The organism is Acinetobacter sp. YZS-X1-1 (assembly GCF_000804305.1).
Classification (GTDB): domain Bacteria; phylum Pseudomonadota; class Gammaproteobacteria; order Pseudomonadales; family Moraxellaceae; genus Acinetobacter; species Acinetobacter variabilis.
This window is the reverse complement of record NZ_JWHB01000015.1, coordinates 60984-81194: the sequence shown is the minus strand read 5'-3', so window position 1 is coordinate 81194 and position 20211 is coordinate 60984. Positions and strand designations below refer to the sequence as shown.

The 20211-nt window shown below is 41.7% G+C and carries 18 protein-coding genes and 1 pseudogene; 14 read left to right on the top strand and 5 right to left on the bottom strand.

Features of this window, described 5'->3' with window-relative positions:
• The 6 genes and pseudogenes from RJ01_RS09700 to RJ01_RS09675 form a co-directional block, all read left to right on the top strand.
• Positions 1–510: pseudogene (locus RJ01_RS09700) on the top strand (DUF2971 domain-containing protein); the annotation flags it as partial.
• 125 nt (positions 511–635) lie between these two features.
• Positions 636–1601, top strand: coding sequence for an allantoinase PuuE (puuE, locus tag RJ01_RS09695; RefSeq protein WP_034170916.1), 966 nt, complete (start codon positions 636–638; stop codon positions 1599–1601).
• 141 nt (positions 1602–1742) lie between these two features.
• Positions 1743–2246, top strand: coding sequence for a 2-oxo-4-hydroxy-4-carboxy-5-ureidoimidazoline decarboxylase (gene uraD, locus RJ01_RS09690; RefSeq protein WP_034170915.1), 504 nt, complete (start codon positions 1743–1745; stop codon positions 2244–2246).
• Positions 2243–2563, top strand: a complete 321-nt coding sequence (gene uraH, locus RJ01_RS09685; RefSeq protein ID WP_034170914.1) for a hydroxyisourate hydrolase — start codon at positions 2243–2245, stop codon at positions 2561–2563. The genes uraD and uraH overlap by 4 nt, the downstream gene beginning before the upstream one ends.
• Positions 2564–2596: 33 nt before the next feature.
• The gene (locus tag RJ01_RS09680; protein WP_034170913.1) at positions 2597–3952 is read left to right on the top strand and encodes a nucleobase:cation symporter-2 family protein; all 1356 of its coding nucleotides are present in this window, start codon (positions 2597–2599) and stop codon (positions 3950–3952) included.
• 122 nt (positions 3953–4074) lie between these two features.
• Positions 4075–4788 carry an outer membrane protein OmpK gene (locus RJ01_RS09675; RefSeq protein ID WP_004785842.1) on the top strand — a complete coding sequence of 238 codons (714 nt, stop codon included), beginning with the start codon at positions 4075–4077 and terminating at the stop codon, positions 4786–4788.
• Positions 4789–4843: 55 nt separating this feature from the next.
• Here RJ01_RS09675 and RJ01_RS09670 read toward each other — a convergent pair whose 3' ends face one another.
• On the bottom strand, positions 4844–5341 hold the full coding sequence (locus RJ01_RS09670) for an ureidoglycolate lyase (protein WP_034170912.1): 498 nt from the start codon (positions 5339–5341) through the stop codon (positions 4844–4846).
• Between the two features lie 12 nt (positions 5342–5353).
• Positions 5354–6358, bottom strand: a complete 1005-nt coding sequence (gene alc / locus RJ01_RS09665) for an allantoicase (RefSeq protein ID WP_034170911.1) — start codon at positions 6356–6358, stop codon at positions 5354–5356.
• Between the two features lie 213 nt (positions 6359–6571).
• Between alc and hpxO the strand changes: the two genes are divergently transcribed.
• Positions 6572–7729: an FAD-dependent urate hydroxylase HpxO gene (gene hpxO, locus RJ01_RS09660; RefSeq protein ID WP_004785836.1), complete on the top strand. Its 1158-nt coding sequence runs from the start codon at positions 6572–6574 to the stop codon at positions 7727–7729.
• An 85-nt stretch (positions 7730–7814) separates the two neighbouring features.
• Here the strand turns inward: hpxO and RJ01_RS09655 are convergent, their stop codons facing one another.
• Positions 7815–9167 (bottom strand): 8-oxoguanine deaminase, encoded by a 1353-nt coding sequence (locus RJ01_RS09655; RefSeq protein ID WP_034170910.1) that lies wholly within the window; start codon positions 9165–9167, stop codon positions 7815–7817.
• 39 nt (positions 9168–9206) lie between these two features.
• The gene (locus RJ01_RS09650) at positions 9207–10148 is read right to left on the bottom strand and encodes a LysR family transcriptional regulator (protein ID WP_004785832.1); all 942 of its coding nucleotides are present in this window, start codon (positions 10146–10148) and stop codon (positions 9207–9209) included.
• A 280-nt stretch (positions 10149–10428) separates the two neighbouring features.
• On the opposite strand from RJ01_RS09650, the gene RJ01_RS09645 reads away from it, so the two are divergent.
• From RJ01_RS09645 to RJ01_RS09615, 7 genes are all read left to right on the top strand, one after another.
• Positions 10429–11484, top strand: a complete 1056-nt coding sequence (locus tag RJ01_RS09645; RefSeq protein WP_034170909.1) for an aromatic ring-hydroxylating dioxygenase subunit alpha — start codon at positions 10429–10431, stop codon at positions 11482–11484.
• Between the two features lie 192 nt (positions 11485–11676).
• A complete protein-coding gene (locus RJ01_RS09640) occupies positions 11677–12093 on the top strand; it encodes a nucleoside deaminase (protein ID WP_264673487.1) in 417 nt (138 codons plus the stop codon).
• Between the two features lie 620 nt (positions 12094–12713).
• Entirely contained in the window at positions 12714–13814 is a 1101-nt protein-coding gene (locus tag RJ01_RS09635) for a BMP family ABC transporter substrate-binding protein (protein WP_034170908.1), read from the top strand.
• A gap of 112 nt (positions 13815–13926) precedes the next feature.
• Entirely contained in the window at positions 13927–15528 is a 1602-nt protein-coding gene (locus RJ01_RS09630) for an ABC transporter ATP-binding protein (protein WP_171248466.1), read from the top strand.
• A gap of 15 nt (positions 15529–15543) precedes the next feature.
• Entirely contained in the window at positions 15544–16638 is a 1095-nt protein-coding gene (locus RJ01_RS09625) for an ABC transporter permease (protein WP_034170907.1), read from the top strand.
• A gap of 24 nt (positions 16639–16662) precedes the next feature.
• Positions 16663–17583 carry an ABC transporter permease gene (locus RJ01_RS09620; protein ID WP_034170906.1) on the top strand — a complete coding sequence of 307 codons (921 nt, stop codon included), beginning with the start codon at positions 16663–16665 and terminating at the stop codon, positions 17581–17583.
• Between the two features lie 25 nt (positions 17584–17608).
• Positions 17609–18976: an amidohydrolase family protein gene (locus RJ01_RS09615; RefSeq protein WP_034170905.1), complete on the top strand. Its 1368-nt coding sequence runs from the start codon at positions 17609–17611 to the stop codon at positions 18974–18976.
• 36 nt (positions 18977–19012) lie between these two features.
• Here the strand turns inward: RJ01_RS09615 and RJ01_RS09610 are convergent, their stop codons facing one another.
• Positions 19013–19516 (bottom strand): hypothetical protein, encoded by a 504-nt coding sequence (locus RJ01_RS09610; RefSeq protein WP_034170904.1) that lies wholly within the window; start codon positions 19514–19516, stop codon positions 19013–19015.
• Positions 19517–20211: the final 695 nt, after the last annotated feature.

Genomic DNA, 20211 nt, shown 5'->3' with positions numbered 1-20211 from the left:
TATTTAAAACCAATTCTTCAAATGAGGACACATCCTAATCATAAAGCTATAGTACATGAGGTATTTAATGTCCAAGCTGTAAAATATCAGAATGAATTTCCAAAAATTCCTTTAGATATATCAAATCCATTAGCAATTTTTGATGTAGCAAATGGAGCAAAATTGCTGGATTTCGTTGCGAATCAGTATTTAATAAAATCAACGGATTGGTCATATGAAAATGAATTTAGAACATTAGCACATGATTATGATTCTAGTAATTTTAATTCACTGTTAAAAGAAATTCCTGCAACTTATATATCTTCAGTGATTTTGGGGGCAAAGCTCACTAATCATGACCCAAATAAAATGGCTTTAATTGAATCAATTAATTATTTTAATAAATACTACCAACAAGATATTAAAGTTTATGAGGCTGTTCTAAAACCTAATAGTTTTAAAATCATTGTTCCTAATCACCCAATTCTAGATAAAAATACTAAAACTTTAGCAGCATTTTTATCTAATTAAACTTGTGGAATGATAAGAAATATTAGGAATATTTTTAAATTTCATAGATGTTCTATTATGGCGCATAAATTGCTTGTCACGCTTATTCAATTTTACTGTTTGATATAACACATCAGGGATTAAACGTGACCAGCACATATCTACGCGGACAAGAACTCATAGATCAAATTCGAAACCAGCCTTATTCACGTGATTTGATTGGCTATCATGGCGATGTACCAAAAGTAGAATGGCCTAATCAGGCCCGTGTCGCAGTTCAGTTTGTACTGAATTATGAAGAAGGTGGTGAAAACCACATTGAACATGGTGATGCCGGTTCAGAACAGTTTTTATCCGACATTATTGGCGCAGCCAGCTTTCCAGACAAACACATGTCGATGGATTCTATGTATGAATATGGCTCACGTGCAGGTTTCTGGCGGATTCACAATGAGTTTAAAAAGCGTAATCTGCCGATGACTATGTTTGGGGTTGGGATGGCTTTAATCCGCAATCCTTATATAGTCGAAGCGATTAAAGAAGCCAATTATGATGTAGTGTCACATGGTCAGCGCTGGGTGCATTATCAGGACATGCCAATTGAACTTGAACGCCAATACATGGATCAGGCGATTAGCGTATTGGAAACCCTGTTCGGCAAAGCACCGATTGGCTGGTATACCGGTCGGGATAGTCCAAATACCCGTCAATTGCTGGCTGACTTTCCTCAGATTCAATATGACTGCGACAACTACGGAGATGACTTGCCATTTTGGAGCACATTGACCAATCAGGCAGGGGAAACACGCCCTCATTTGATCATCCCCTATACTTTAGAAAGCAATGATATGAAATTTAGTTCACCGGGCGGCTTTAATAGCGGGGAACAATTCTATCAATATTTAAAAGATGCCTTTGATGTACTCTATGCTGAAGGTGAAACTGAACCAAAAATGCTATCGATCGGAATGCATTGTCGTATTTTAGGACGGCCGGGACGCTTTAAAGCCCTACAAAAGTTCCTCGATTATATTCAAGGTTATGAAAAAGTCTGGATTTGCCGACGGGGCGATATAGCAGCACATTGGTATAAATATCACGCACCAAAATGAGAAAAATATATTAAAAAAGAGAACCTTGAGTTCTCTTTTTTGCTTTATAGATCATATAAAAACACAAGATTAAGAAGATTTGGCACTGATATTGCAAAACCTGTACTGAACAAAAAATGAATATCATCAGGCGATTTAATAGTGCAACTCGTTGAATTTAATCAGGCATCTCCGGAAGAGGCCATTACTTTTTTAAAGCACTGTGTGCAAATACCGAGCTGGTCGACCCAGATTGAAGCAAAGCGTCCTTATGCAGCTGTTGAAGATGTATTGAATATAGCCAGACAACAGGCTGCAACTTGGACCTGGGACGAAATCAAAGCAGCTTTGGATAATCATCCACGTATTGGTAAAAAAAAGGCACAGGCTGAATTAAGCGAAGTTGAAAAAAACTTTTCCAATCGTGAACAGGCTGCGATAACTCAGGACGAAGCAACTCAGCAAGCTTTGCTAGAAGGCAATATCGCTTATGAAAAAAAATATGGCTATATCTTCCTGATTAAAGCGGCTGGTCTAAATAGCCAGGAAGTGCTGAATGCCTTGAAAGATCGTTTAGCAAATGATCCAGAAACCGAAAAAGGTATTGTCCATACGCAACTGGCGGAAATCGCTTTATTAAGACTGTCACAGGAGCTGCAAGCATGATCAGCACTCATATTTTAGATACGCATCTCGGCAAACCTGCATCACATGTGTTGATCAAACTTTTTGATGAAGAAGGTGCATTACTCGGAAAGGCATTTACCAATGAAGATGGTCGAGTCACCGATTTTGGTTTAACCGAATTTAAGGAAGGTGAATACAGTCTTGAATTTGCTACTTCTGATTATTTTGAAGGCTTAGGTCTGGAAACTTTCTTTCCTAAAGCAGTCATTCATTTTCAGGTGAAAGATGCCTCTCAGCACTTTCATATTCCTTTACTGATCAGCCCATTCGCGTACTCCACATATCGCGGAAGCTGATTTTTTATTTAAGCTTTGAGGGAGAGAAAAAGAATGACAGAACAAAGCAAAAACATTTCACCTGAACATGAATATCTGGGTGCAGGCAAAAGTGCAGCTTATGGCTTGCAACATGTATTGACCATGTACGGCGGTATTATCGCACCACCACTCATTGTGGGTACTGGCGCAGGTTTGGAAGCTACACAAATCGGTTTATTGATTGCGGCTGCATTGTTTGTTGGCGGTCTGGCTACGATTTTACAAACCATTGGAGTGAAATATATCGGAGCCAAATTACCACTGGTACAAGGGGTTTCCTTTGCGGGCGTGGCGACGATGGTGGCGATCGTAACCACAGGTGGAGGCCTATCAGCTGTTTATGGTGCAGTCATCGTAGCTTCATTAATTGGTTTCTTCTTGGCGCCTTATTTTTCTAGAATTATCCGCTTTTTCCCGCCAGCCGTGACCGGCTGTGTGATTACTATTATTGGTTTATCACTTTTACCCGTAGCTGTTCGCTGGATGATGGGGGGTAATAAAAATGCACCTGAATGGGGAAGTGTTGAAAATATCAGCCTGGCCGTGATGACCTTGGCTATTGTGATCTGTCTAAACTTGAGCAGAAATGCCTCGATTCGTCGCTTATCTATTTTATTGGCGATCGTAATGGGTTCAGTACTGGCTTATCTGTTTGGTTTTGGCGATTTTAGTAAAGTCGGCCATGGTGCATGGGTACAATTTCCGAGTTTCTTTGCTTTTGGCATGCCGACCTTTGAACTCAGTGCAATCATTTCCATGCTGATTGTGACGTTGGTGATTATGACTGAAACAACGGCTGATATTATTGCTGTAGGTGAAATTGTTGGAACCAAAGTAGATTCAGAACGTATTTCCAATGGTCTGCGTGCAGATATGTTCTCAAGTGCAGTTGCACCGATTTTTGGTTCATTCATGCAAAGTGCTTTTGCACAAAACGTCGGGCTGGTTGCCATTACCGGGATTAAAAGCCGTTTTGTGGTCGCTGCTGGCGGTATGATTTTAGTGGTTTTGGGATTACTTCCAATTATGGGCCGACTAATCGCCGCAATTCCGGTTCCGGTACTTGGTGGTGCAGGATTGGTGCTATTTGGTACAGTGGCTGCGAGTGGTATCCGCACCTTGGCGAAAATAGATTATAACGAGCAGAAAAATCTGATTATTGTTGCAACTTCAATTGCAGCAGGCATGATCCCGATTATTGACTATTCTTTCTATGCCAATTTCCCTAAATGGTTCCAAACCCTGTTCCATTCTGGCATCAGTTCAACCTGTTTAATGGCGATCCTTTTAAACATTCTGTTTAATCATCTGCCAATGTTTAAGTCAAAAACAGAGGTTCCGGAAAAGGTCGCAGAAACGCTGCATTAAAGTTTGATTTCCTCCATATGCCCATGCCAGTCATGGGCTTTTTTTATCAAAAATTAAAAAAGTTGGCTTTGTTCTTGCTTAATCCAGAATGAGATTTTTAATTCCATTGGGGAACCTTATTTATGAAATTTACTCAAGTTGCTGCTGCAACATTACTTGCATTAGGTGCAGCATCTGCACAGGCAAAACCAGTCTGGCAGGATTTTAGCGTTACTGGGCTTTATGGGGAAAACTATGAAGTTGTAGATGAAAAACAGGCAACCCTAACTGTTGAATACGCTGCAAAAGTTAAATATGCAGATGTCTTCTTTTTCATTGACCGTATGCGTGGTTCCGATGATATTAAATCAAGTTATTTTGAATTTTCACCACGTTTAAGTCTGGGTGAAGTTTCAGGCCAAAAGCTGGCATTTGGTCCAGTGAAAGATGTGCTGGTGGCAACGACTTGGGAAGGTGGTGAAGGTTTTGATAACTTCCTGTACGGTGTAGGTTTCGACCTGGCTATTCCAAAATTCAATTATGCCAGTGTAAATCTTTATCGTGTAAATAACGAAAATATGGAAGACGACTATCAGCTCACCTTGACCTATGGTGTACCATTTAAATTGGGTACTGAAGAATTCCTGGTAGATGGCTTCCTGGACTGGTCAACTGCTGAGGATGATCATGCGAGCGAGATGAACTGGACGACCCAGTGGAAATGGAATGTCGGCAAGCACATTTCTCCAGATACCAATTTATATCTCGGTATTGAGCATTCGGTCTGGAATAACAAATACGGTATTCCGGATGCAGATGAAAATAACGTGAGTGCTTTAGTGAAATATCATTTCTAAATACAACAAATAAGAAATTTAAAAGCCCTTATTGATAAGGGCTTTTTTAATGGGCTTAATTTTCAATAAAAATCTTTTCAGGAAAAGTATAAACGTCACAATTTGGACCAGTACCGATGCGATCGATCACCACAAAATCACTCGGATCTTCAAAGGTCAGCAAAGGATGATGCCAGGTTCCGGCACGGTAATTTACACCTTGTGTGCCATTACTGATAAAAGCCTGAATTTGACTGAGATCAGGTTTTTCATGATCCAGATTAGGCGCAACCACAATTAAAAATTTCTGGCCATGCATTGGGATGAACGCTTGTGAACCGACAGGATGACGCTCCAGCATTTCGATTGCAAAGGGAATTGCTGTAGTCTGAATATTTCTAAAAATACTTAGACCAACTTTAGCATCTGTTTCAGCAACCGCCAGAGCATGATAACGCTCAGTCTGCTGATCATTAATATGGAAGAAATCATTGCCTTCACAGGCAATGACCTCGCCATAAGGCAAGAAACTTTCAGCAGTTAAGGGCTGTATTTTTATGCTTTGTATGCTCATAGATATAATTACTCAGGCAACTTTTCCCCACAGTCGAATCCGGCTAATGCCACCATCCGGAATCATGTTCACTCGAATATGGGAAATCTTTTCCTGTTTTAAGATTTCTTCAACAAAGCTATGAATATGATCCATCTGCATATCTTGTGCTTCAAGCAGGAATGGCCAGAACATACTTTGCGGAATTAACTGCTGATCAGTCGCATCTTCAATATAAATCGCTTGAATAGAAACTTGTGCAGGGAAGTTGCCTTTAAAATGCGCAGTATCAATCTCAATTTTTTCAATCTGACCACGTTGACCCAGAGCCAAGATACACCAGTCAAAGCCGGGTGTACGACGGCGCTTGGTTTCCCAGCCATCACCCATATTGATGCCACGCCCCGGATTAATCAGATTACGTGGATGGCCAAAGTGCGCATCACTATAGGCAATGACACGGCCGCCATTTTCCAGAGCGACCAGATCAACCACCTGATTGCTGTCCTGAACCTGAATTTTTACTTCACCATAGACTTTAAAGCGCGCTACACCACCGTCAGGGAAAATATTTAGACGCACATGCGTAAAGACTTCGTCTGAAGTAATATTAAAAATATGATGCTGACTCGGACCTAATATACTGTTTGGTAAAATTGAGTGCCAGGTTGCAGTGCTTAAGTCACCATTTGGTGCATAGCAGGCTTCAACTGCAGCAGAAGCCGGGTAGTTACCGGTAAAGAACGTGGTGTCGATATCCAAAGCTTTAATGGTTCCAGTCACACCTAGTTTGACAATGGCCCAGTCATAGCCGGCATGGCGCTTGCGGCGAGTTTCCCAGCCATCCATCCATTTGCCATGATCATCAAATTTATCTTCAACAAAAATTGGTGCATCAAATTGCAACATTCGTTTTGCTTCAGCAAAAAAATCATCTGAACATTCAAGAATTTCTGCACCAATCCGGCTATCAGCCAGGTTGGTAAGCTGCTGGATATGCGCAGGGATCTCGAAAATGGGTGCAAATAATGTTGCCATAACTATGTTCCATTCAAATTATGTTTAACGTGAATCTAATTTTTTATAAAAGTCTGTAATTCTGCTGAAAGACCTTATAAAAACAGGTTTTTAATGAATAGATGAATGCACGGCCTGTGCCAACTTTTGAGAAAAATCAGTGCATTATTTTCGAAATGGCACGCTTTTAGCTACACAGGGAGGAAGAAATACAATTTTGAGAGGAGTAAATAGATGGAGATTACAATTATTGGTGCAGGGATGGGGGGATTGACCACAGGAATTGCACTAAAAAAGTTTGGGCATAAAGTCACCATCTATGAACAGGCAGAAAAAATTTTACCGGTGGGCGCGGCAATCTCACTTTGGTCAAATGGGGTAAAATGTTTGAATTATCTGGGCTTAACTGAACAGGTCGCCAAGCTTGGTGGCCAAATGGATCAGCTGGCCTATATTGATGGCTTGACGGGCGACACCATGACCCAGTTTAGTTTATTGCCGTTAATTGAAGAAGTGGGACAACGTCCATATCCAGTGGCACGTGCAGATTTACAAAACATGTTGATGGACGAGTTTGGTCGTGAAGATATTCAGCTTGGCAAGAAGATGGTTGAGCTGCAAGAACAGGAAGATGGTGTTCTGGTTAAATTTGCTGATGGTACAGAAATCAAAACAGACCTACTGATTGGTGCAGATGGAACCCATTCCATTACCCGTACCTATGTACTGGGTGAACAGGTTGCTCGTCGCTATGCCGGTTATGTTAACTGGAATGGTCTGGTAGAAATTTCAGAAAAGCTTACTCCGGCAGATCAATGGACCACATTTGTCGGACAAGGTAAGCGTGTTTCGCTGATGCCTGTGGCAGATGGAAAATTCTATTTCTTCTTTGATGTGCCGTTGCAAGTTGGTTTAGAGAATAATCGGGCGGAATATAAAACCTTGTTGAAACAGTATTTTGAAGGTTGGTGTGCGCCGGTTCAGCATCTGATTGATGCGCTGGATGAACAGAAAACCAATCGGGTTGAAATTCATGATATTGAACCGTTTGCCCAGTTCTATAAAGGTCGTGTCGTAATTGTTGGTGATGCCGCACATAGCACCACACCGGATATTGGTCAGGGTGGTTGTCAGGCCATGGAGGATGCGATCTATCTGGCTCGGTCTTTACAGATTAATACGCTGGGTCTGGAAGATGCCTTGAAACGCTATCAGAACAAACGTAATGAACGTGCCAATGAGCTGGTCTTGCGTGCACGTAAACGTTGTGATGTCACACATATGAAAGATGAAGCCGTGACCAAAGAATGGTATGAAGAACTGCGTAAAGAGCAGGGACCGCATATCATGAAAGGGATTATCAGCAATATTATTGGCAATCCTTTAGATTAATTCTACGTTTAACCTCTTGGCAAAAAGCCCTTCATATTGAAGGGCTTTTTTATATTTAAATATTAGGGATTCGCTAATAGATTTTTTAGGCAGCAAGTAAAGCTTTCGCTGCCTGACGATGTGCAGCCTGAACCGCTTCAAGATCCAGATTTAGAATTTCCCGGTCTTTTACGACCCATTGTCCATTGACCATGACATGTTCAGCACGGTCTGCACCGCACATTAATAGGCCGGCAATCGGGTCATGAATCCCTGAAAAACGGACATCATCTAGGTTATAAAACGCTAAATCTGCCTGAAAATCTGGTGCGATTTGTCCTAGGTGCTTTTCACGTCCCAATAACTGTGCCGAGCCTTGTGTAGCCCAGGTTAAAGCACGTTCAGGTGTAATCACTTCTGCACCATATTTTAAGCGCTGTAAATACATCGCTTGGCGGGCTTCCAGAATCAGGTTAGATGCATCACCTGAAGCAGAGCCATCCACACCCAGACCAATGACTGCACCTGCTTCCAGTAAATCTATGGTTGGGCAAATCCCTGAAGCCAGACGCATATTGGAATGTGGACAATGACAGATACCGACCTGAGCCTGTCCTAAGCGTTGGATCTCATCAGCATTAAAATGAATGCCATGCGCCAGCCAGGTTCTGGAATTAAGCCAGCCTACACTTTCCAGATAATCGACGGTACGCATGCCAAATTTGGACAGGCAAAATTGTTCTTCATCCAGTGTTTCAGCCAGATGGGTATGCAGACGTACATCCAGTTTTTCTGCCAGTGCAGCACTTTCTTGCATAATTTCTTGTGTGACTGAAAATGGTGAACATGGTGCAAGCGCAATATTGACCATGGCATCAGCACTACGCTGATGGTATTTCTGCACCAGTCGTTCTGAATCCAAAAGGATCGTATCCATATCCTGTACGGTATGTTGTGGTGGCAGGCCACCAGAATCTTCACCCAGACTCATGGAACCACGGGTCAGCATCACACGAATCCCTAATTGTTTTGATGCTTCAACCTGAACATCAATGGCATCGGACAGCTGCTGTGGAAATAGATAATGGTGATCCGCAGCAAAGGTACAACCGGAAAGCAGTAATTCAGACAATGCAATTTGTGTGGCTAGATAATGCTGTTCAGTATTCAATTTGGCCCAGACTGGATATAAGGTTTTTAGCCACGGAAATAGCGGAGCATTTACCACAGGAGCCCAGGCACGGGTTAAGGTCTGATAAAAATGATGATGGCTATTAATTAGTCCCGGTGTAATCACTAAATTCTGGGCATCAAAGAATTGGTCATAAGGCGATGCTGGGGTTCGTCCTAGAGCCACCAGTTCAATAATTTTGCCATCACAAATGACCAAGCCACCACGGGTATCCAGATCATTCTCGGTAAATACAGCGAGAGGATTTTTAATCCATAAGGTTGTCATATCTTTTTTCCAATAAGTTTTATTTGTCCTGCATATGAATCAGGCAGCACATGAGGCATTAAGCTGTTGTAATTTGATTTTCAAATCTTCCATCTGGTCGATCAGATGGTTCATCATGATTTGTGAGATACGGGAAATTTGCCGTTTCGGTGCCACACAAAGGGCAAGGGTCAACGGATGCATCCCTTTTTCAATGATCGGTTTAAACACCAGTTCATCACGCTCTAAATAAGGCAAGGCATCGATGTAGGACAGTACCCCAATCCCTAAGTTGCGCTCTGCCAGAGAGGTAATCATGCGAATGTCATTACACTCCAGCTTTTGCTGTGGCATAAATTGGTGATGTTTATACAGGCTATAGACATAGTCATGAATGATTAAAGGGGCACAGGGAATGAGATGCTTAAAGTATAAAGTGTCGGAAAAATAGATTTTTTCTGCCTGAGCTAAAGGATGAGATTTGGCCATCACAAATCCAACCGGGATTTCCACAAAAGACATGACTTCGAGCTGATTATGACTTTTAGGATTGAGCAGAATGCCAAAATCAACTTCAGCATCCATAATCATTTTAGAGACGGTATCACTTTCCTGAATCTGGATATTGAAATTGATCCAGGGATAGTTTTCATACATATATTGCAGGGAATCTAAAACGAAACCGTCACTGAGTGCCGCAATGAGCCCTAGTTCAATGCTGCCGCGTGATAAACCCTGAATTTCATCAAAACGTACACAGGTCTGCTGGAATTCTTTTTGCCATTTGAGTAGATCCGCATACAGTAATTCACCCGCTAAAGTTAGCTTCAGGCCACTCGGTAACCGTTCAAAAAGCACGATACCAAATTCTTCTTCTGCCAGAGTGATCTGACGATGAATCGCGGAGACGGAAATATAAAGCTGATCAGCTGCTTTTCTGAGGCTGCCTGTTTTGGCTACGGCAATAAAATATTCTGAAAATCTTGAAAAAGTAATATTCATAAAATCACGTCAATCCACCTGCACATCGTTTTAATCACATAATTTTCAGCTAGAAATTAAGTGATTCTGGTTCTATCAAGTGGATAAGCGATTTCTGTGCCAATTTTCAAAGAAATGGAACGGTAGAAGTTTTGTGTTCTATTTTTTGGAACATGGGCTACGAAACATTCTAATAGACAGCAGAACAGGCATTTGGCTAATTTTATCAAAGAACAACAAGGCAGCTTAATGAGAGAAAAATTTAAGCCGTTGTAATGCGATAAATATTTGTGAGTGAACTATGAATGCGATCCCGGTGCTTAATTTATTCAGTCAACCGCACTGTAGCGGCTTTGACCCATCAGACTGGAATATCCTGGCTCAGCATTGGTATCCAGTTGCCCGTATTCAGGATGTGAGTACTACGCCACAGCAGGTACAACTTCTGGATGTGAAAATGGCGATATATCAAACTGAGAGTGGCAGCATTCATCTGGTTCGTGATATTTGTCCGCATCGTGGTGTGCCATTAACCAAAGGCTGGGTAAAGGGTGAAGAAATCATTTGTCCTTATCACGGCTTGCATTACAACACACAAGGAAAATGCACCAAAATACCGGCTCAACCAGAACTGACTAACATTTCGGATCGTTTTACTTTAACCAAGTTTCCAGTGGTCTTGAAATATGGTCTGGTCTGGACCAGCCTATTTAGCCGAGATGAATCAGAAGCTAATTTCCCTGATCTGGATACTTGGGACAGCGCAGAGCATCAATCCATTTTACCGCCATTTGTTGATATCAGCGGTTCAAGTGGCCGGCAGTTGGAGGGCTTTATCGATGTAGCGCATTTTGCCTGGGTGCATCATGAATCTTTTGCTTCACGTGATAACCCGATCGTGCAAAAGTATTCAACTGTGCGCACCCCTTATGGCTTGCATACGGAATATGTCAGTGATGTCAGCAATTATCCGCATGGCCTGCAGCATCTGGCACCAGAAGGATTCCTGTGGAAACGTGTGTTTGATGTTTATCCACCATTTTCAGCGATTTTAACGGTGCATTTTCCAGAAAATGGCATCCTAAAAATTTTAAATGCCTGCTGTCCGGTATCTCACAATAAAACCCGCTTATTTGTGCCGTTGACCCGTAACTTTGATACGACTGGTGATCTGCAAGCGGTTTACGATTTTAACGCACAGATTTTTTCTGAAGATCAGGACATGGTCGAAAGCCAAAAACCGGAGGAGTTACCTTTGGATATTACGATGGAAGCGCATTTTGAAGCTGACCGTTCTTCAACGACCTATCGCCGCATTTTGGCGGAATGGGGGCTAAGCAAACGTTATATTGTTTAAATTAAATTTCCTCCTTTATGCACCCTGGTCTGTTGGGGTGCTTTTTTTATTCCATGTCATCTGTTCAAAGTCCTATTTTATAAAGCATATATGACCTTTGAACTCTCAATTGTTAGAGTGATTTATGCCACAGCCTAGTCATGAGCAAAGCTATCTTTTTTAAAATTATCCAATGAAGTTGCCAAACGAGCAATGTCTTTAGGCCATCATCCTTTTGGTGCAGTCCTAGTTGAACCTGATCATGAAACGGTTTTATTGACCCAATGTAATATCGACACGGTCAACCATGCAGAAAGCACCTTAGCCTGGATCGCAGCCAGCAATTTTACACCAGACTATTTAGCTGAATGCACCTTATATACAGCAGTTGAACCTTGCAGCATGTGTTCTGGAACCATTTACTGGGCCAATATCGGACGGGTGGTCTATGCCATGACCGAAGAAAAATTATTGCAATGTACTGGAAACTACAATGAGAATCCGACCATGAGTGTTTCTGCTGCTTATGTCTTTACACATGGTCAGAAGAATATTGAGCTGATTGGACCAATCACGGAACTTGAACAGGAAACGGTTCAATTGCAAAAAGACTTCTGGTCATCTCGGTGAAGATTTGAAATTATTCTTTTTATAATCCTGCTTCATTTTATTTATAAGACCATAAATATAGATTTTTTGGATTGTAAGCTCAATTTAAAACGCTGCAATCCAGTTTCTGTATTTTTTCAAATTACTTTGCTAAATTTGTTTGTCTATTTTTAAAAATCTATTTCTATCCATTCAGTACATTGCCAACTATAAGCCATTTATTGGCGCACACGATTTAGATCTGACGCACTTATCTAGCGCAGATCAGAATAAAATCACAAGAAATTTTAAATATTCAACCTTATTAATTTCTCAATCTTGAGCTGAGCCTGGTTTTCTAGCAGCTTTGTTTATTGACTTAGATTGGAGTTTATATTTCTCGGCTTATTTTCTTAACTGTTAAACTTTTTTATATCAAATATTTGGTAGTAAATAATTGTAATTTATAGAAATAAATAAAAGAACAGATCATTCTAAAAATTATAACTGTCTTGCAATCCACCTGTTCTATTTTTTGAACTGAATTGGAATAGAAGTTGCTAATTAATAGAAATATAGCAATCAGTAAAATTTTTGATGTCGATTCAGATATTTTAAAGCCGCTATTTATAAAACTCAAATGGCATTCACGGAGGCAATTTATGCTGAATATGTCCAAACATAAAAAGATAATGAAAAAATTTTCACTGCCTGTAATTGCGGCTGCAATTATTGGTTTGGGGATCAGTAGCCAGAGCTTTGCAGTCGATAAAGCTGCATTTGTCTATATTGGACCAACCAGTGACCATGGCTGGACATATTCTCATGATCAGGGGCGTATTAAAGCTGAAAAAGCTTTGGGCGGAAAATTTAAAACGACTTATATCGAAAATGTGACTGAAACGGCCGATGCTGAACGTGTGATTCGTAATCTGGCACAGCAGGGTAATAAAGTCATTTTTGCGACCTCTTTTGGTTATATGAACCAGATGGAAAAAGTCGCGAAGCAGTTCCCCAATACTGTATTCATGCACGCGACTGGTTATAAGCAAGGGAAAAACCTTGGCATCTATGATGTGCGTACCTATGAAGGTGCTTACATGCTGGGTGTAGTGGCGGGGCAAACCACCAAAACCAATACCTTAGGTGTCGTAGCCTCATTCCCGATCCCGGAAGTGGTTCGTAATATTAATGCCTATACCTTGGGTGCACAAAGCGTCAATCCTAAAGTCAAAACCAAAGTCATCTGGGTGAACTCATGGTTTAACCCGGGTAAAGAACGTGATGCGGCTTTGGCACTGATTTCTCAAAAAGCTGATGTGCTGATGCAAAACACGGATTCGCCAGCAGTGGTGCAAGCGGCTCAACAAAAAGGCGTTTATGCCTTTGGTTGGGATTCAGACATGAGCAAATTTGGTCCTAAAGCACATCTGGCTGCTTCAGTATTGCACTGGGAAAAAATTTATACCCCAGCCATGCAGCAAGTGGTTAATAAAACCTGGAAACCTGCCGCTCTCTGGTATGGCGTAAAACAGGATGCAGTGAAAATTGAAAACTTCGGGCCTGCTGTTCCTGCCAAGGTGAAACAGTCCGCTTTAAATGCACAAAGTGCGATTCATAAAGGCACATTACATCCATTCCAGGGTCCAATCTATAAACAGGATGGAACTTTGGTGATTACCAAAGGCAGCAAAATGACAGATGAAGCGCTTGCAAAAATGAACTTCTATGTGAAAGGGGTTGAAGGTTCATTACCTAAATAATTCTTTCACTATGTGTATGACTTAAAAATAAAAGAAAGTAAATCCTGAAAAATCATCCCCCCAGTCCATGAATCACTTTATGGACTGGGCCAAAATGAGTGGAGACTGAGTTATGAGCGATCTGCCTCACATGTCAAATGACATCGAAACGTCATCGCTCAATGAGCAGCAAATTCCACGACTGGAGCTGATTAATATCAGCAAAAGCTATAACTCATTGAAAGCAAATGACAGTATTCATTTAAAAGTCCAACCTGGGCAAATTCATGCCATCCTGGGTGAAAACGGTGCTGGTAAAAGCACCTTGATGAAAATCATCTACGGCGCCACTAAAGCAGATAGCGGTCATATCGTCTGGAATGGCAAAGAAGTACAGATAGAAAGTCCGTCGATGGCCAGAAAACTGGGCATCGGCATGGTGTACCAGCATTTCTCCTTATTTGAAACCATGACCGTGGCTGAAAATATTTTATTAGGTCTGGATGAAAAAATAGATCTAAAAAGCTTATCGGCTAAAATTACCGAAGTATCAGAACAATATGGCTTGCCGGTAGATCCACGGCGTGAAGTTTTTTCTTTATCGGTTGGTGAACGACAACGGGTCGAAATTATCCGCTGTCTACTCCAAAATCCGTCCCTACTCATTTTAGATGAACCGACTTCAGTCTTAACCCCACAAGCGGTACGTCAGTTATTTAAAACTTTGCGACTGGTGGCTTCGCAAGGTGTCTCAATTCTTTATATCAGCCATAAATTGCATGAAATCAAAGAACTCTGTGATGAAGCTACAATTCTGCGTAATGGCAAAGTCACCGGCTATGTACTGCCTTCTGAAAATAGTACCAGTGAACTGGCCAAATTAATGATTGGCCGGGAATTGCCGACTTATGCGCATGCTAAATATACAGGCGAACATCGCACGCTGTTCCAGGTAAAAAATCTGAATTATGAAACTGATGATCCTTTTGGCGTGTCCTTATCCAATATTCAACTCAACCTGAATTCGGGTGAAATTCTGGGCATTGCCGGTATTTCGGGTAATGGTCAATCTGAATTACTGGCTCTGCTTTCCGGTGAGCAAACGGCGAAAAAAGGCCAAGTCTTTCTATTAGATCATGACATTTCTGAACTCAGTGCAGGCCAGCGACGTGATCTAGGCTTGGGCTTTGTTCCGGAAGAGCGTTTAGGTCGGGGTGCTGTGCCGAATATGACATTGGCACAAAACACCTTACTGACTGCTTTCCGTCAGGGTTTAAACAAATGGGGCTTTATCCAGTTTGATAAAACTGTCGCTTTTGCCCAGCAATGTATCGAAAAATTCGGGGTAAAAGCAGCAGGACCACAAGCTGAAGCGCGCAGCCTTTCGGGCGGGAATTTGCAGAAATTTATTGTAGGACGTGAAATCCTGCAACAGCCTAAAGTGCTGATTATTTCCCAGCCAACCTGGGGCGTTGATGTCGGCGCATCGATGTTTATCCGTCAAACCATGATTGATCTTTCCCGCCAAGGCGTTGCGATTTTAGTAATTTCGGAAGAGCTGGAAGAACTGTTTGAAATTAGCGACCAGATTTGTGTTCTGGCTTGTGGAAAGCTGTCTGCACCCGTTCCAGCTAAAAATACCAATGCAGAACAGATTGGCCTGCTCATGTCAGGTATTCAGGCAGATCCAGCAATATTAGCTGAGTCCGAGCCTGTCCATGAAGCACACGCGTAGAGAAGAGGTGTAAATATGCATTTATTAGAACCTAGAGAACATCCTTCTCAATTAATGAAATGGCTTTCCCCCGTGCTTGCATTACTCGCCATGCTAGTGGTGGGTAGCCTATTGTTTTTAATGCTTGGAGTGAACCCTGCTCAGGCTTTATATATCTTTTTTATCGAGCCGCTAAGCTCAATCTATAACCTGAGTGAGCTGATAATTAAAGCCAGTCCGCTGATTTTAATTGCCTTAGGTCTAGCTGTTGGGTTTCGTGCCCGTCTGTTTAATATTGGTGCCGAAGGGCAGTTGGCTATGGGGGCCATCTTTGGCGGTGGTATCGCCATCCTGTTTCATGAGCAGATCGGCTGGTGGATTTTACCGTTGATGGTGATTATGGGCGCGATTGGCGGTGCAATTTGGGGTCTGATTCCAGCACTGCTAAAAACCTATTTTAATGCACAGGAAACTTTGACGACCTTGATGATGAACTATGTCGCGTTTTTCCTGCTCATGTATCTGGTCAATGGCCCATGGCGTGATCCGGATGGTATGAATTTTCCACAATCCGTAATGTTCTCGGAAAGCGCGACCTTGCCGCTGATTATGGAAGGCACACGGATTAACGCCTCAATTTTTATCACAATCATCGCAGTGGTGCTGTTCTGGATTTTTATCCGTAAGAGCTTGATGGCCTATAAACTGGAAGTCAGTGGTCAGGCGCCTTTAGCAGCCCAATATGCAGGATTTTCAGCTAAAAAAGCCATCTGGTTAAGTTTAGGAATTTCAGGTCTGATGGCGGGGATCGCCGGAATCTGTGAAGTAGCAGGGCCAATCGGCCAGCTCAATCCGAACATTTCGCCAGGATACGGTTATGCGGCCATTATTGTGGCTTATCTCGGCCGACTAAATCCAATTGGAATCGTACTTTCAGGTTTCCTGATGGCGCTGATCTATTTAGGTGGCGAACTGGCACAAATGCAGTTGCAACTCCCAGTCGCGATTACCGGAATTTTCCAGGGCCTGCTTTTATTTTTCCTGCTCGCTTCAGATGCCCTGATTGAAAACCGCTACCGTTTTGCCAAAAAGAAAATCAAAAAAACCATAACCACTACGCAAGTAGCCTGATCCAGACAGAAAAAGGATAACAACATGAGTATTGAATTAACCGCAATTGTTGCCGGAACTGTCGCTGCGGCAACGCCATTGATCTTTGCCGGGCTGGGTGAGCTGGTAGCAGAGCGTACCGGTGTCATCAATCTTGGGGTAGAAGGCATGATGCTGGTCGGTGCCATTGCTGGATTTGCTTTCGCTAGCCAGTATGAAGCCAGTGTCGCCAGTGCCTTATTTATGGGCGGATTGGCAGGCACATTGATGGCACTAATTTTTGCATTTTTTACTTTGTCCTTAAGTACTAACCAATCCGCCTGTGGTCTGGCACTCACTATTTTTGGGATCGGGATTTCAGCCTTTCTTGGACAGAATTATGTCAGTACCGCCTTACCGGGTCTGGAAAATCTAAAAATTCCGGGACTCGTAGATATTCCATTCATAGGACCAGTCCTGTTCCAGCAAAACTATGTAGTGTATCTGTCCATTCTTGCTTTTGTGTTGGTGTGGTGGGTACTGAGTAAAACCCGTTTAGGCCTGTTACTGAAAGCAGTAGGGGAATCTCCAGAAAGTGCACATGCCATGGGCTATAACGTGCTGGCGATTCGCTATGGTGCAGTCATGTTTGGCGGTGCAATGGCAGGTATTGGCGGTGCATTTTTATCTACGGTTTATACGCCGATGTGGATTGAAAATATGGTTGCAGGGCGCGGCTGGATTGCAATTGCTTTAGTCGTTTTTGCTGCATGGAAACCAACACGTTTGATGTTGGGTGCATATCTATTTGGTGGTGTAACGATTTTGCAGTTTCATGCTCAAGCGCTGGGTCTAGAAGTACCGAATGAACTGTTATCGGCATTGCCATACATCGCAACCATTATTGTCTTAGTCCTCATTTCACATGACAAGAAGTTATTGAAACTCAATTTACCAGCGTCACTTGGCAAAACCTTTAGCCCTTAATCGGACGAATTTCAGGAATTACTTTATGAAAATTATAAGCGCAGATTATGTCCTGACCATGAACTCAAACCTGGACTGTATTAAAGGTGGTGCCATCCTGATTGATGGTGTTCTCATTAAACAGGTAGGAACATTACAGGAAGTAACTCAGCAATATCCTGAAGCTGCAGTTACCCAGTATCCCAAAAGTTTATTGATGCCGGGTTTGATTAATACCCACTGCCACTCAGGCCTGCTCCGCGGTACTGCCGAAGGTTTACCAGTCTGGGACTGGCTGCAGCAGTTTATTGACCCGATGCATCGGGTAGTGACTCCGGAAGATGCCAAAATCGCCTCTTATCTCTGTTATGCAGAAGCGCTGCTATCCGGCACAACTACCATTGTGGATATGTGGCGTTATATGGAAGGTAGTGCCGAGGCTGCACAGCAACTCGGTATACGTGCAGTGCTGGTGCCATATGTGGCTGAACATCCAGATCACAACTATTTTGAAACCCTCAATAGCAATGAAGCTTTAATTCAAAAATGGCATCAAGCCGAAAATGGGCGAATTCAGGTCTGGGTTGGCTTGGAACATCTGTTTTATGCTGAAGAAAATGCATTGGCACGTATCCAGAAAATATGTCATGAATATCAGACTGGTTTTCACACGCATAGCAATGAAAGCAAGTTTGATGTCGAAGAAAACCTTCGACGTTATGGCGTGCGCCCGATCCAGACGCTGGAGCAAATGGGTATGCTGGATGTGCCTCAATGTCTGTTAGCGCATTGTGTCTGGGCTGATTCAACAGAGATCGAAATCTTAAAACACTATAATATTGGTGTCGCACATAATCCGATCTCGAATATGAAACTCGCCTCGGGGGCTGCACCCATTACGGAAATGCTTAAACACGGCATAGCAGTAGGACTGGGTACAGACGGCGAGAAAGAAAATAATAATCTGGATATGTTTGAAGAAATGAAAACTGCTTCATTATTGGCGAAGTTTTCCGGTTTAGATGCCGCAGCACTCGACTCATGGTCAGTCTGTCAGATAGCAACTCGGACAGGTGCCAAAGCCTTAGGTATGCAGGATCAGATTGGTTCGCTAGAAGCTGGAAAACTTGCCGATATGATTGCAGTAGATATTGCGACCCCAAGAATGACACCCTTGATTGATCAAGGCCCGTTATTTAATTTACATACCAATCTGGTGCATGCAGTACAAGGACAAGATGTGCACATGACCATGGTGAACGGTCAGATAGTAGTAGAAAACCGAAAACTGGTACGTGCTGATCTACAAATCTTAATTGATCAGGTCAATCAGGCTGCCCCAGCTTTGTTCCAGCGACGCGCGAAATGGCTCGCAGAACAAGGAAGTGCGGTCAATGAATTACAGCGCCTGTAAATAAATTTTAAAAACCAACCCTAACTTTAAACAGGCTTATCTATGCTCCAGAATGGATAAAAAGGCTTCGATAAAGTTAGACAGTCTTTTATGATGAATCTGACCGACCTTGATCACTTCATAGGTCAGACCATCAGCCTGAAGGTTGTTACTTTCAGCTTTTAATTTCTGCAATGTTAACTGTAAGCCTTTTAACCATTCTTCAAGCGCCTTGATCGGAATATCATTTTTAAGATTTCCACCTTGCATGGCAGTTTTAAAATGACTCAAGGTCGTACTATCTTTAAAGCAGGCTTCCACCTGATGTTCAGTACTTTCAAACAGGTCATGCTTAATCACAAATAAAAATTTTCCAATCGCTGGTTTAAGCGCACTGAGATAAATATTTTTTTTATTCAGGGTATATCTTTTATTTCTGGTATTAATAAATTCTGAATTCCAGCCTTGAGATTCTAGAAAATGATCCATTTCAGCGAAGATGAGATCAATGAATTGTTCCTCAATGTGTTCTGCTATTTCCTTCAGTTCATGACTGAGCAAGATCAGGTTATTTTCCAGCTTTGAGCGCTAGGATTTTTCTTCATCATGCTGCTTGGATTGGGCCAAAATGGCTTGGAAGCATTGTTCAGGCGTCATGATTTTACTCACTTGATATGCAGCCTTGATCACTTAATCATGTGACTGAATAGCTTTAATTGCAAGTAGGAAAAGAGGAGGGAGAATTGGTAAGATTTGAAAAATAAAATATATACTTTTATCGATGCAAATTATTGTTTTTAAATTTTATATTCTATATTAAATCATTTTTTATTTAGTTTTAAGCTCGAATCATTACATATTTTGTAGCGATTCAATGGAGTTATTTATAATGACTCATTTTACTTACAATTAGCTGATCAAAAGATGAAGCCAATATAAAGTGGTTAACGAGAATATTGATAGAAAGGATTAAGAAAATATACATCTATAATCAACTATAAAGAGTCAATAATTTTAATTTTTACATATATTTAAACTTTATTTAACAGATATCACTTTTTATCTTATTTAATGGTTTTAGATACCTTTATAGAACCAGATTTTTTCAATTTTCCTCGGTAACAAATTCAAGAATAGAAAGGCGATGACCATCAAGTTTCAGTATAAAAAACGCACAAAAAGACCAAATGTTTTTTATTACGCAATTTGAATTGGTAAATTTTTGTACAAAAGAACTGATGTAGAAAAAATATTTA

Excerpts from the sequence above, each read along its gene's own strand:
- hpxO (WP_004785836.1), top strand. The coding sequence starts at position 6,572 with ATGGAGATTACAATTATTGGTGCAGGGATGGGGGGATTGACCACAGGA.
- RJ01_RS09675 (WP_004785842.1), top strand. The coding sequence starts at position 4,075 with ATGAAATTTACTCAAGTTGCTGCTGCAACATTACTTGCATTAGGTGCA.
- uraH (WP_034170914.1), top strand. The coding sequence starts at position 2,243 with ATGATCAGCACTCATATTTTAGATACGCATCTCGGCAAACCTGCATCA.
- RJ01_RS09625 (WP_034170907.1), top strand. The coding sequence starts at position 15,544 with ATGCATTTATTAGAACCTAGAGAACATCCTTCTCAATTAATGAAATGG.
- RJ01_RS09670 (WP_034170912.1), bottom strand. The coding sequence starts at position 5,341 with ATGAGCATACAAAGCATAAAAATACAGCCCTTAACTGCTGAAAGTTTC.
- alc (WP_034170911.1), bottom strand. The coding sequence starts at position 6,358 with ATGGCAACATTATTTGCACCCATTTTCGAGATCCCTGCGCATATCCAG.
- RJ01_RS09620 (WP_034170906.1), top strand. The coding sequence starts at position 16,663 with ATGAGTATTGAATTAACCGCAATTGTTGCCGGAACTGTCGCTGCGGCA.
- RJ01_RS09680 (WP_034170913.1), top strand. The coding sequence starts at position 2,597 with ATGACAGAACAAAGCAAAAACATTTCACCTGAACATGAATATCTGGGT.
- RJ01_RS09650 (WP_004785832.1), bottom strand. The coding sequence starts at position 10,148 with ATGAATATTACTTTTTCAAGATTTTCAGAATATTTTATTGCCGTAGCC.
- RJ01_RS09640 (WP_264673487.1), top strand. The coding sequence starts at position 11,677 with ATGTCTTTAGGCCATCATCCTTTTGGTGCAGTCCTAGTTGAACCTGAT.
- RJ01_RS09655 (WP_034170910.1), bottom strand. The coding sequence starts at position 9,167 with ATGACAACCTTATGGATTAAAAATCCTCTCGCTGTATTTACCGAGAAT.
- RJ01_RS09645 (WP_034170909.1), top strand. The coding sequence starts at position 10,429 with ATGAATGCGATCCCGGTGCTTAATTTATTCAGTCAACCGCACTGTAGC.
- RJ01_RS09630 (WP_171248466.1), top strand. The coding sequence starts at position 13,927 with ATGAGCGATCTGCCTCACATGTCAAATGACATCGAAACGTCATCGCTC.
- RJ01_RS09615 (WP_034170905.1), top strand. The coding sequence starts at position 17,609 with ATGAAAATTATAAGCGCAGATTATGTCCTGACCATGAACTCAAACCTG.
- RJ01_RS09635 (WP_034170908.1), top strand. The coding sequence starts at position 12,714 with ATGCTGAATATGTCCAAACATAAAAAGATAATGAAAAAATTTTCACTG.